The sequence below is a fragment of the Pantoea sp. PNT03 genome (genome assembly GCF_014852515.1).
Lineage (GTDB): Bacteria > Pseudomonadota > Gammaproteobacteria > Enterobacterales > Enterobacteriaceae > Pantoea > Pantoea leporis.
Genome location: NZ_JACVBT010000003.1, coordinates 466,897 through 479,070 on the forward strand (window position 1 = coordinate 466,897; position 12,174 = coordinate 479,070).

At 57.5% G+C, this 12,174-nt stretch carries 9 protein-coding genes; 3 read left to right on the forward strand and 6 right to left on the reverse strand.

The features are described from left to right. Positions 1 to 21 precede the first annotated feature (21 nt). The gene (abgT, locus tag IB226_RS13915; RefSeq protein ID WP_192235968.1) at positions 22 to 1,542 is read left to right on the forward strand and encodes a p-aminobenzoyl-glutamate transporter; all 1,521 of its coding nucleotides are present in this window, start codon (positions 22 to 24) and stop codon (positions 1,540 to 1,542) included. Between the two features lie 229 nt (positions 1,543 to 1,771). Then, positions 1,772 to 3,160: an MFS transporter gene (locus IB226_RS13920; protein WP_225608298.1), complete on the forward strand. Its 1,389-nt coding sequence runs from the start codon at positions 1,772 to 1,774 to the stop codon at positions 3,158 to 3,160. Between the two features lie 215 nt (positions 3,161 to 3,375). On the opposite strand, the gene IB226_RS13925 is transcribed toward IB226_RS13920, so the two are convergent. The 3 genes from IB226_RS13925 to IB226_RS13935 are packed head-to-tail and all read right to left on the reverse strand — an operon-like array spanning position 3,376 to position 7,228. After that, a complete protein-coding gene (locus IB226_RS13925) occupies positions 3,376 to 4,695 on the reverse strand; it encodes a cytochrome c (protein ID WP_192235973.1) in 1,320 nt (439 codons plus the stop codon). An 11-nt stretch (positions 4,696 to 4,706) separates the two neighbouring features. Continuing rightward, positions 4,707 to 6,491, reverse strand: coding sequence for a GMC family oxidoreductase (locus tag IB226_RS13930; protein WP_101762364.1), 1,785 nt, complete (start codon positions 6,489 to 6,491; stop codon positions 4,707 to 4,709). A gap of 2 nt (positions 6,492 to 6,493) precedes the next feature. Continuing rightward, complete coding sequence (locus IB226_RS13935; protein ID WP_101762365.1) at positions 6,494 to 7,228, reverse strand: gluconate 2-dehydrogenase subunit 3 family protein; 735 nt, start codon at positions 7,226 to 7,228, stop codon at positions 6,494 to 6,496. Positions 7,229 to 7,524: 296 nt separating this feature from the next. Between IB226_RS13935 and sbmA the strand changes: the two genes are divergently transcribed. Continuing rightward, the gene (sbmA, locus tag IB226_RS13940; RefSeq protein WP_192235975.1) at positions 7,525 to 8,760 is read left to right on the forward strand and encodes a peptide antibiotic transporter SbmA; all 1,236 of its coding nucleotides are present in this window, start codon (positions 7,525 to 7,527) and stop codon (positions 8,758 to 8,760) included. 147 nt (positions 8,761 to 8,907) lie between these two features. Here sbmA and IB226_RS13945 read toward each other — a convergent pair whose 3' ends face one another. The 3 genes from IB226_RS13945 to IB226_RS13955 form a co-directional block, all read right to left on the reverse strand. Continuing rightward, positions 8,908 to 10,548, reverse strand: coding sequence for a dihydroxyacetone kinase subunit DhaK (locus IB226_RS13945; protein WP_192235977.1), 1,641 nt, complete (start codon positions 10,546 to 10,548; stop codon positions 8,908 to 8,910). A 122-nt stretch (positions 10,549 to 10,670) separates the two neighbouring features. After that, a complete protein-coding gene (locus tag IB226_RS13950) occupies positions 10,671 to 11,723 on the reverse strand; it encodes a YncE family protein (RefSeq protein ID WP_192235979.1) in 1,053 nt (350 codons plus the stop codon). A gap of 214 nt (positions 11,724 to 11,937) precedes the next feature. Beyond that, the gene (locus IB226_RS13955; RefSeq protein ID WP_101763034.1) at positions 11,938 to 12,147 is read right to left on the reverse strand and encodes a DUF1471 domain-containing protein; all 210 of its coding nucleotides are present in this window, start codon (positions 12,145 to 12,147) and stop codon (positions 11,938 to 11,940) included. Positions 12,148 to 12,174: the final 27 nt, after the last annotated feature.

Below are 12,174 nucleotides of genomic sequence, written 5' to 3' on the forward strand. Positions count from 1 at the left end.
GACGACTGATGAGGACCTGCCATGGAAATAACAACGGAGAACCGCAGCCCTGGAAAGCTGTTTAGCTGGATTGAACGCGTCGGCAACAAAGTGCCGAACCCGTTTTTACTGTTCGTCTATTTGATTGTGGTGCTGATGGTGGCCACCGCCGTGCTCAGCAGCCTCGACGTGGCGGTGAAAAACCCGGCCAACGGCGAGCTGGTGCGGGTGAATAACCTGCTGAGCGTGGCAGGGATTCAATGGATCCTGCCCAATATCATCAAAAACTTCAGTGGCTTCACGCCGTTGGGATCGATTCTGGCGCTGGTGATTGGTGCTGGCCTGGCGGAAAAAGTCGGCCTGCTGCAGTCGCTGATGGTGAAGATGGCTTCGCGCGTGAGCCGTCGCTACGCCAGCTACATGGTGCTGTTTATCGCCTTCTTCAGCCACATTTCGTCCGATGCCGCGCTGGTAGTAATGCCGCCGCTCGGCGCGCTGATCTTCCTCGCGGTGGGACGTCATCCGGTTGCGGGATTGATGGCGGCGATCGCGGGCGTGGCGTCCGGTTTTACCGCCAACCTGCTGATTGTCACCACCGACGTGCTGCTGTCCGGCATCAGTAGCGAAGCCGCCAAAGCGGTGAGCGACACCGTACACGTTAGCGTGATCGACAACTGGTACTTTATGGCCAGTTCGGTGATTGTGCTGACCATCGCCGGTGCGCTGCTGACCGACAAGTTTGTCGAGCCGCGCCTGCCCGCGTGGAACGGCGGCAATAGCGATCGTCTGCCGCCGCTCACCGCGCTGGAGAATCGCGGCCTGAAAGCCGCCGGTATCGCCGCGCTGGTGTTTATCGCGCTGATGGCGCTGCTGGTGGTGCCGGAACACGCGCCGCTGCGCAATCCGAAAACCGGCGGCATTATTCCCTCGCCGTTTATTCAGGGCATCGTGCCAATCATCATCCTGTTCTTCTTTGTGGTGGCGATTGCCTATGGCGCGGTAACCAAGCAGATTCGCCGCGCGGATGATATCCCGCAGCTGCTGGTGGATCCGATGAAGAGCATGGCGGGCTTTATTGTGATGGTGTTTCCGCTGTCGCAGTTCGTGGCCTTCTTCAACTGGAGCAACATGGGCAAGTTCATGGCCATCGGCCTGACCGATGTGCTGGAGAGCGCGGGCATCAGCGGCGCACCGGCGTTTATGGGCTTGATGTTCCTGTCGGCGTTTCTGTGCATGTTTATCGCCAGCGGCTCGGCGATCTGGTCGATTCTGGCGCCGGTATTTGTGCCGATGTTTATGCTGCTTGGCTTCCATCCGGCGTTTGCCCAGATGATCTTCCGCATCGCCGATTCTGCGGTGTTGCCGCTGGCACCGATGTCGCCGTTCCTGCCGCTGTTCCTCGGCTTCCTGCAGCGTTATCAAAAAGATGCGCAACTGGGCACCTATTACGTGCTGATCTTCCCCTATCCGCTGGTGTTCTTCACCACCTGGATTGTGCTGCTGCTGGCGTGGTACGCGCTGGGTTTACCGATCGGTCCCGGCGTCTACCCAAGCCTGCATTAAGCCTGCGCCACGGATGGCGATCACTTTTCTGTGAACTGCAACGTATGTTGCCAAAATGTCACCGTCCTGCCTCTCGGCAACTCTCAGCGAATTTATTATCCTGCTATTCCTTCGCTTGCTAACGGTTAATTATTTTTAAAACCCATCTCAGCCGTCAGCGGGTTCTGCAAACACCGAGGTATACATAATAATCACAACCATCACGTCGACAGGGATGGCGAACGATCACATGAGCGCGGATCGCCGCACCTTAGCCGGGCGCATTGATGCGCTGCCCTCGTCCGCCGGCCTGTGGCGCTTTATCACGCTGCTAGCGCTGGGCGGCTTCTTTGAGCTCTACGATCTGTTTGAAACCGGCTATATCAGCTCCGGCCTGGTGGCGGCGGGCGTGTTTCATACCGGTTCTGCGGGCGTGTTCGGCATCGCCGACCAGGCCGCATTTGCCTCCGCTACTTTCCTCGGCCTGTTTGTCGGCGCGAGTTTGCTTGCGCCCTACGCCGACCGTTTTGGTCGCCGCCTGACCTTTATGTGCGCGCTGGCGTGGTACGGCGCGTTTTCGCTGCTGATGGCGTTCCAGCAGAGCGCAGAGATGATTATCCTGTTCCGCTTCCTGGTCGGCATTGGCCTCGGCGTCGAGCTGGTGACCATCGATACCTATCTTTCCGAATGGGTACCGGCGCATCTGCGCAGCCGCGCGTTCGCCTTCTCCTTCTTTATCCAATTCCTGTCGGTGCCGACGGTGGCGCTGATGTCATGGTGGCTGGTGCCGCAAACCATTCTTAGCCTCGAAGGCTGGCGCTGGGTGGTGATTGCCGGTGCGGTCTGCTCGCTGGTGATCTGGCTGATTCGAAAAAACCTGCCCGAATCGGCGCGCTGGCTGGCGCAACAAGGACGACATCAGGAAGCGCATCAGGTGCTGAGTGCGATGGAAAAGCGCTGTGGTATCGCTTCTCCCCTTCCCCCTGTTGCGGAGGAAGGCCGGGATGGGGGACAGTTCGCACCTGAGCAACCTAAGCAAGGGCGTTTCAGCGAGATTTGGGCACCGGCCTATCGCAAGCGCACGCTGATGCTGGTGGTGATGAACTTCTTTCAGGCGATCGGCTTTTTTGGCTTCGGCAACTGGCTGCCGGCGCTGCTGTCGGGCAAAGGCGCGACCGTCACGCACAGCCTACTGTATGCGTTTTTCATTACGCTGGCCTATCCGCTCGGCTCGCTGATTTGCAGCCGCTACGCCGATAAGCTCGAGAATAAATGGCAGATCGTGTTTTCATCGCTGATGACGGTGGTGTTCGGCACGCTGTTTGCGTTTATGACCAATCCGGTGCTGATGATCATCTGCGGCTTCCTGATCACCTACAGCAACGCATGGCTAACCTTCAGCTATCACGCTTATCAGACCGAGATTTTCCCGACGCACATTCGCGCCCGCGCGGTGGGTTTCTGCTACTCGTTTAGCCGCCTGTCGACGGTGTTCAGCAGTATTTTGATTGGCCTTATTTTGCAGTATGCCGGCAGCCAGGGCGTGATCGCCTTTATCGTGCTGAGCATGCTGATTGTGATGCTGTCGGTGGGGATTTACGGGCCGAAAACCCGTGGGATGGATTTGGAGAATATTTGAAGGTTGAGCGTGCTGGCTGTCCCGGATCGTGCTGGCTGCCCCAGATCGTGCTGGCTGTCCCCCATCCCGGCCTTCCCCCGCTAGCGGGGGAAGGAGACGCTGCCACATGCAGCTTCAGAACTACCATATAGCAGCATCTTCCTCCCCCATTAATGGGGGAGGACCGAGGAGGGGGACAGCGAGCACGGTATAGGGGACAGCGAGCACACAACAGGTTACTGCCCTTCCAACACCTTAATATCCGCATTACCCTGCTTTGGCTGCACGGTTTCGTCTTTACGCAACTCGGCCACATCTTTCGCCGACACGCTCGACTTCACGCCATTGCCCCAGCTGCCACGGATAAAGTTCACCACATCCGCCACCTGCTGATCGTTCAGACGCCAGCCGAACGCTGGCATGGTGATCGCCGTAGGTGCGCCTTTCACGCCAGGCAAAGTGCCGCCGACCAATACGATGTGAATCAGCGAGGTCGGATCATCTGCCATCACCACCGGATTGCCGCGCAGCGCCGGATAGAAGCGCTGATAGCCGCTGCCGTCGGTTTTGTGGCACGCCGCGCAGCTATCGACATAAGTCGATGCGCCTGGCTGGCTGTCGTCACCTTTCCACAACGCCTGAGACACCGCATCATCCTGCTTAAATACTGCCTGATTCGGATCTTTCGCGCCTAGGGATTTCAGATACTTAGCAATCGCGCTGATATCGTCATCGCTCAGATACTGCAGGCTGTGCTGCACCACATCGGTCATGCCACCGAATACGGCGGTGTGATCGTTGCGGCCAAAGCGCAGGAACTGCCTGAGATCCTCTTCGCTCCAGCGGCCTAAGCCATCGCGGTTATCGCCACGCAGGTTGCTGGCGGTCCAGCCATCGATCGGCGCGCTGCTGCCGGCGAGATAGTTATTGCCTTCGCCGTTGTTGAGCGCTTTTTCCTGCATGGTGATGCTACGCGGCGTATGGCAAGCGCCACAGTGACCGAGACCTTCCACTAAGTAGCGACCGCGTGCCAGTTGCGGATCTCCCTGTGCCGCCGGCTGGAACGCTTTCACGTCCGGCGCGAAGATGCCGCGCCAGATGGACAACGGCCAACGCATCGACAGCGGCCACGGAATGTCGCTCTCTTTGTTGGCCTGCGCCACCGGCTGCACGCCATGCATGAAGTAGGCGTAGAGCGCCTTCATGTCGTCATCGCTGACCACCGCGTAAGACGGATACGGCATCGCCGGATAGAGCGTGTCGCCATTTTTCGCTACGCCGTGACGCACCGCTTTCTGGAAATCGTCGTAGCTGTAGTCACCAATCCCGGTGGTTTTATCCGGCGTGATGTTGGTGGAGTAAATGGTGCCGATCGGCGTCGCCATCGGCAGTCCACCGGCAAACGGCTGGCCGCCCTGCGCGCTGTGACAGGCCACGCAGTCGCCCGCGCGCGCCAGATACTCACCGCGCTTCACCAACGCGTCCGAACCTGCTTCGTCCGCCACTGCGGCGAACGTCATGCTGCCCAGAAACAGGGCTAAAATGCTTTTGATCATCGCCGTGTTCCTTATGCCTGTACCAGCGGGCCGGGGTTCTTCAGATACTGTTCACGAATCGCTTTGGCTGACCAATAGGTCAACGCGGCGACCATGCCCGTTGGGTTGTAGCCGAGTCCCTGCGGGAACGCCGACGCACCTGGCACAAACACGTTCGGCACATCCCAGCTCTGCAGGTAACGGTTCACCGCGCTGGTTTTCGGATCTTCACCCATGATCGCGCCGCCGCTCATATGCGTGGTTTGATACACTGTGGTGTCGAAGTGCGAGCCCGGCCCTTTCGCGCCGCCGATGATCATTTTCGGGTTCATCGCTTCGGTGATTTTACGCATCTTGCCGATCATGAACTGCGCCATCTTGATGTCGTTATCCTGCCAGTCAAAGGTCATACGCAGCAGCGGCTGGCCGTAGGCATCTTTGTAGTTCGGATCGAGATCGAGATAGTTGGCGCGATACGACTGGTGCGCGCCGTGCGCATCCATCGAGATGTGATGGTTGTAGGTATCCGCGACCGCAGATTTCCACTGGCTGCCCCAGTTTGGCGTGCCTTTCGGCGTCGGCAAACCCGAGATCGGCTTGGTACCGGCCTGGTTCACCCAGAATGGCGAACCGCCAACGAAGCCGTGCGGACCGTGATCGAAGTTGTCGGCGTTGAAATCATCCACCGCCACACCTGCGCCACCGGCACCGATAAACGGGTTGGTGGTGGTGTTTTTGTCGAACAGCGCTTTCAGCGTTGAGATGTTCTGATAGGCGAAGTTACGCCCCACCACACCTTCGTTGGAAATCGGGTTATACGGCTTGCCGATGCCGGAGAGTAGCATCAGATGCACGTTGTGGAACTGGAACGCCGACAGGATCACCAGATCCGCAGGCTGCACCACTTCGCGGCCCTGACCATCGAGATAGGTCACGCCGGTGGCGCGCTTTTTATCGTCGGTCAGATTAACGCGCAGCACGTAGGCGTTGTTGCGCAGCTCGAACTTCGGTTCCTGACGCAGAGCGGGCAGGATGTTGACGTTCGGCGAGGCTTTGGAATACATGTAGCAGGCGTAACCGCTGCAGAAACCGCAGAAGTTGCACGGGCCCATCTGTGCGCCGTAGGTGTTGGTGTAGGGGCCTGAGGTGTTGGCCGACGGCATATCATAAGGGTGATAACCCACTGATTCCGCCGCTTGCGCGAACAGCTGTGCCGAGTAGGTGCGCTTCTGCGCCGGCAGCGGGAAGTCGCTGGAACGATCTGGCGCGTACGGGTTGCCGCCCTTCTCTTTGCCCAGCAGTTTGCCTTTGATTGACCAGGCGCTGCCCGAGGTGCCGAACACTTTCTCGGCCTGATCGAAGAAGGGTTCGAGCTCGTCATAGTTGACGCCGAAATCCTGGATCGTCATGCCTTCCGGGATGAAGTTTTTACCGTAACGCTGCTCGTAATGGCTGCGCAGGTTCAGTTCTACCGGGTCAACACGGAAATGCACGCCTGACCAGTGCAGACCCGCGCCGCCGGTGCCAGTGCCGGGCAGAAACGCTGCCAGCTGGCGATAAGGTACGGCGGTTTGCGAGGCATCGTGACGAATCGTTACGGTGCTTTTCGACAGATCCTGGAACAGCTTTTTGCGGATGTTATAGGTCAGTTCGTCAATCGACTGCGGATAAGATCCATCCGGGTAGGTATCGCGATGCGGACCGCGCTCCAGCGCCACCACATTCAGGCCCGCTTCGGTCAGCTCTTTCGCCATGATGGCACCCGCCCAGCCGAAACCGACCACGACCGCGTCCACTTTTTTCAATTCATTTGCCACGCTTACGTCCTCTCCCCGCGAATATCCACTGACGGGAACGGATAACGTTCGCCGCGTTCTACCCAATCCATAAAGTCAGCGCGTGCGCCTGGGAAGCCAATCAGCTTCCAGCCCACCATGCCCTGGTTGCCGCCGTGGATCGGATCGCTGAAATAGCCCTCGCGGGTGTTTTGCAGCAGGAAAGAGAAGAAGGTTTTCGCTGGCAGCTGCGGGAACTCGGCCGTGCCGCTTTCAAACGCGGTCAGCAGCGCGTCTTGCTGTTCGCCCGTCAGCTCGGCAAACACTTTGCCGTGCTGTTTTTTGCTCCAGCCATCGGCATCCGCGAGGCCGAGACGGTAGATCTGCTGCGGCACCAGCGGCAGCTGATAACCCAACTCTTTTGGCAGATCGGGATTGAACGGGCCTTGCATGTACCAGTTGTTACCGGTGGCATACGGCGTGTTCATTTGACGATCGATAAATTCCGGCACGCCAGCTTCAAGTGCGCCAGGACCGCGTTCGTCGTTGGGGATCAGGCGCGCCACGGCCGCAGTAATAAAGGCAAACTCTTCGGCGGTGAACCAGGTGGGCTGGTAGCTACGCGCCTGTTGTGGTGATGCGTTTTGTTCTGCTGCCCCAGCGGCCATCGGTGCCACCAGTGCGCCCATCGCCGTACTGCCCACCGCCATTGCCGGCGCCAGGGTGATGGTTCTCAGCAGAAAATCCCTGCGAGTGTGACCATTTTTTTGTTCTGACATGACATTGCCTCAGTACCACATATAATGCGGCATGAAAGTTAAGTAGTTGCGTTGTATTGTTTTTTTATTGATAGCTTAAGGGATACAGCAGCACTGTTACCGGTAACAGTACAAATATTGTAACACCATTGCTGTGGATAATTTAGTTGCTAGAAACAAATTCGCACTAATTACTTAACAATTGCCGCTGTCGTTTTACATCGCAGCGGCGAAACTGACATCGTCTGATACAACCCACAACAGACAGATAGAGGTCTGAAGCGGTATAAAAGCGTACACACAACAGCGGAGTGCCTATGTTTAAGTCCTTTTTTCCGCGGCCAACGCTGTTTTTCAGCTCAGCTGCGATTTGGAGTTTGCTGGCGATTTTTGCCTGGTTTGGCTTTTTCAGTGATTTCCCGGCGCGCTGGCCTGCACTACAGGCGGCGATGCACGAACCTTTGCCAACCAATGCCAGCCGTTTTATTCACATCAGCCAACTGTGGTTTTACGCCTATTACTGGATCGTTGCCGGCCTCTTTGCGCTGGCGTGGCGCGTGATTGATAACCATCCGTGGCAGCGCTGGTCGGTTTGGGGTTCAATTCTGATCATCTTTGTCACCTGGTTTGGCGTGCAGGTCGGCGTGTGCGTTAACGCCTGGTACGGCCCGTTCTACGACATGATTCAACAGGCGCTGACCAAAGCCGGTTCCGTTGCCATCCACCAGTTCTATGTGCAAGTACTGGCGTTTCTCGGTATCGCGCTGATTGCGGTAGTAATTGGCGTGATGAACTCGTTCTTCGTCAGCCACTGGGTATTCCGCTGGCGTACCGCGATGAACAATTACTATATGCACAACTGGCAGCGTCTGCGTCTGGTTGAGGGGGCGGCACAGCGTGTGCAGGAAGACACCATGCGCTTTGCTGGCACGTTGCAGGATTGGGGCATCAACTTTATTAAGGCGATTATGACGCTGGTGGCGTTCCTGCCGGTGCTGGTCACGCTGTCGCACCATGTGAAAGAGGTGCCCATTCTTGGCAGCATTCCGTATGCATTGGTGATTGCCGCGCTGCTGTGGTCGCTGTTTGGTACCGCGCTGCTGGCGCTGGTGGGGATTAAACTGCCGGGGCTGGAGTTCCGCAATCAGCGTGTGGAAGCGGCCTACCGTAAAGAGCTGGTATATGGCGAAGACGATCCTGAACGCGCCTCACCGCCGACGGTGCATGAGCTGTTTAGCCGCGTGCGTCAGAACTATTTCCGCCTCTATTTCCACTATTTGTACTTCAACATCACCCGCATTATGTATCTGCAGGTGGATAACGTGTTCGGGCTGTTTGTGCTGTTCCCGTCGATTGTGGCGGGTACCATTACGCTCGGTCTGCTGAACCAGATCACCAATGTGTTTGATCAGGTGCGCTCGTCGTTCCAGTATTTGATCACGTCGTGGTCAACGCTGATTACGCTGATGTCGATCTATAAACGTCTGCGCAGTTTCGAGCAGATTTTGCAAGATATTCCACACGAAGAGATGATGCACGAAGCCGCGGAGTAAGGTGGTAGTGCGGTGCGGTCTGGTGCCCTCACCCCGGCCCTCTCCCACGGGGAGAGGGAGACGCTGCCAAATGTTAAATATGTGCTCGGTCAGTCCCCTCTCCCGCTTGCGGGAGAGGGTTAGGGTGAGGGGCCAGGCGCACTCTGTTTAACCCGCCAACACCGCAAACACTTTCTCAATCGCATACGCGCCCGGATCTTTCACGCCATCCAGACTCTGCTGGTTCAGATACGCGGAACGCCCCGCTTTGGCGCTCTGCATCTGCGCAGTGGCGTCGGCGCCTTTCTGCGCCGCTTCTGCCGCCGCAGCCAGCGACTCGCCCGCCACTAGCGCTTCCAGCGCCGGTTGCAGCGCATCCACCAACGTACGATGACCCGGCTGCGCGCCGCCGTAATGTTTCATGCGCTCCAGCCCGTGCATCAAGGCCTGCGGCAGCGCGCTGCCCTCTTCCAGCTGCTGGCCGGCGCTGGTGAACAGAATTGACATCAACACGCCGCTCGATCCCCCCATCACCGACGCCAGCTGCTCGCCAATCAGCGCCAGCAAGGTTGGCAGCTCATCCAGCGGCAGCTGTTTTTCCTGCAGACCGCGCTGAATTTTCTTCGCCCCGGCGGCAAAGGTTGAGCCGGTATCGCCATCGCCCACTTTGGCATCCAGCGCGTTCAGCTCGCTTTCCAGATCGATCAGCGTCTGCGTGACGCTGGCGACGATGCGCGCCACCTCCGCATTCTCAGAGGCATCAAAATCCAGCACGCTGCCGATTTTCTCTGCACGTTGCAGGCTGATCGGCGCAAAGTCATACACCGGCACCCAACCCAGCACCTGAACCGGCGCGTTTAACGCTTCGAGGAACGGCTCCTCCAACGCCAGCAGCGTCAGCGAAAAACCTTTCATATCCAGCGCGCTGACCAGCGTTGCCGGCCCCAGCAGATGCGTGATGCGTGCCGCCAGCGGCGACGGCAACACTTCACGCGTTAACAGCGCCAGCTCCAGCTGCGAGAAGCCACCGAGATTGTTGATCAGCAACAGCGCTTGCTTGCCGTCCGGCAGCGCCTGCGCCAGTTTATCGGTCATGATGCTGGTGATTTGGCGGCTGTCTTGCGTATCCAGCGTGATTACACCCGGCTCGCCGTGAATGCCCATGCCGAGCTCGCTGTGCCCGGGCTCGACGCGCTCATCGCGTTTTTCGCCCGGCACATGACAAGTGGCGAAAGCCAAACCGATGGACGATGTGGCATCAATCGCGCGCTGCGCCAGCGCTTTGACCTCATCCAGCGATTGTCCCTGCTCCGCCGCAAAGCCAGCAATTTTGTGCACCAGCACAGTCCCGGCGATGCCGCGTGGCTGCGGGTTTTCCGGCAGCGCGATATCATCCTGCACCATCACCAGCTCAACTTTGTAGCCGAGGTTTTTGGCTTTCTCTGCCGCCAGTCCGAAGTTAAGACGGTCGCCGGTATAGTTCTTCACAATCAGCAGGCAACCGGCATCGCCGGTGACGTTAACAATGGCGTTCAACACCGCATCGACGCTCGGCGAGGCGAAAATATCGCCGCACACCGCCGCCGTCAGCATGCCTTTGCCGACAAATCCGGCATGCGCCGGTTCATGGCCAGAACCGCCGCCCGAGATCAGCGCCACTTTGCTTTTATCCCAGTCCGAACGCACAACCACGCGAATCTCATCACCGAGATCGAGGCGACTGAGGTTGTGCCACGGCGTACTCAGCAAAACCCCTTCGATGGCTTCGTTAACCAGATCGTTTTTCTCATGCATAAAAAACTGGCTCATTGCATCCTCTCCATTGGTGTTGTCGTCCTACAAGGTAGCGTATGTGCGTAAAGAATAGGCGCAGCGAAGTGCGGAAATGCAAAGGGCGGCACAAGCCGCCCTTTAATTCAGACTATTACCGCTTATAAAGCGATGCGCAGAACGCTATCTGGATTTTTTGGTGGTTCTTTGCGTGAACCCGGCTGCTTGATGCTGACAAACAGGGTTTTGCCATCGGCGGAAACCGCCAGGCTGTTTGGCAGGCCCGGCGCTTTCACCGTGCGTTTTACCTGGTAACTGCTGGCGTCGATGATGCTGATTTCGCCCGCTTTACGGTGCGTGACGTACAGCTCATCACGATCGGCATTAAACAATACCGCCAGCGATTCCGGCACATCGATCTTGTGGATCACCTGCTGGGTGCGGGTATCCAGCACCAGCACCTGCGGTTGTTTTGAGTCGCTGAGGAAGGCGCGATGGCCTTTGGTATCCAGCGAGATATTGAGGAAGAAGTGATCTTTGTCGCCATCGATTTTCTGACGCTTTTCAATCGCGTTCAGGCGCGTATTGATGGTCACCAGCTCGCCATCGGAGTTAGTGACGTACAGTTTTTGCGCCGCAGAATCGATCGCTAAACCGGTGCCCATTTTGCCGGTGTTCGGCACGGTGCTGATCAGTTGCAGGGTTTTGCCATCCACCACCCACACCACGCTCTGCTCACCGAGGCCAGTGATGTAAACGCGATCGGTCGCCGGATCAACCGCCAACTGGCGCGGCTGCAGCGGACGCACGGTTTCACTGCGCTGACGACCATCCAGCACCAGCGTGTTGATCACCTTGCCGCTGGTGGCATCCACTGCAGTCAGTGCAGCATCGCGGGTGTTACCGAAATAGAGAATGTTGGTTTTCTGGTTGATCGCCGCGCCAAAGGTCGGCAGATCGGTGTTGATGGTTTGCTTTACCGCCAGATCCTGCGGATCGAGACGATAAACGGTGCCGCCTTTTTTGTCGGTGGTACTCTGCGCGGTCGCCAGGAACAGCGCATTATCGCTGTTGCTGAACGCCAACTCGTAAGCGCCTTTTGAGATCGCCTGGTTCAACGGCTGAGACTCCGCCGCCATCACCGCAGAGGTTGAGAACAGCGCTGTTGCCAGCAGCAGTGGACGCAGCGCCCACGATTTTTTATTCGCCTTCATAACTTCTCCATAGCAAAAACACCGCCTGATGGCAGTGAAGTGAAAGCCCGACATTACAACCAATGTTAAAAAGACAGCCCGAGGCGAGCCGACGAAGGGTGCTACTTTTTGAGAATAGTAATCATTTCGAAGGGAAAGTGACAGGATTTTATCGGCTTACCAACGCCGCCAGGGCGCCCGAAGGCACCCTGTCAGCACAGAACGTTAATGCAACTTATTTGGTTAGTTCAGCAGTCATGTGCACGCCGTTGTTGAAGTTGGCTTCGGTCACTTTATACGAAGCACCAGCTTCATGCGCCTGAGCAGCGATTTGCGCTTCTGCTCCATCCAGCGTTGAAGCGGTTGCAGTGATGCTTTGCGCAAAGGTAGCGAATGGCAGAACGGTCAGAGCAACAACAGCAGCAAAAGTTTTGATGGTTTTCATGGTCAATTCCTTAATGTACGTTTGATT

Coding starts and splice junctions, on each gene's coding strand:
- IB226_RS13955 (WP_101763034.1), bottom strand. CDS start 12,147: ATGAAAACCATCAAAACTTTTGCTGCTGTTGTTGCTCTGACCGTTCTG.
- IB226_RS13925 (WP_192235973.1), bottom strand. CDS start 4,695: ATGATCAAAAGCATTTTAGCCCTGTTTCTGGGCAGCATGACGTTCGCC.
- IB226_RS13920 (WP_225608298.1), top strand. CDS start 1,772: ATGAGCGCGGATCGCCGCACCTTAGCCGGGCGCATTGATGCGCTGCCC.
- IB226_RS13935 (WP_101762365.1), bottom strand. CDS start 7,228: ATGTCAGAACAAAAAAATGGTCACACTCGCAGGGATTTTCTGCTGAGA.
- IB226_RS13945 (WP_192235977.1), bottom strand. CDS start 10,548: ATGAGCCAGTTTTTTATGCATGAGAAAAACGATCTGGTTAACGAAGCC.
- IB226_RS13950 (WP_192235979.1), bottom strand. CDS start 11,723: ATGAAGGCGAATAAAAAATCGTGGGCGCTGCGTCCACTGCTGCTGGCA.
- abgT (WP_192235968.1), top strand. CDS start 22: ATGGAAATAACAACGGAGAACCGCAGCCCTGGAAAGCTGTTTAGCTGG.
- sbmA (WP_192235975.1), top strand. CDS start 7,525: ATGTTTAAGTCCTTTTTTCCGCGGCCAACGCTGTTTTTCAGCTCAGCT.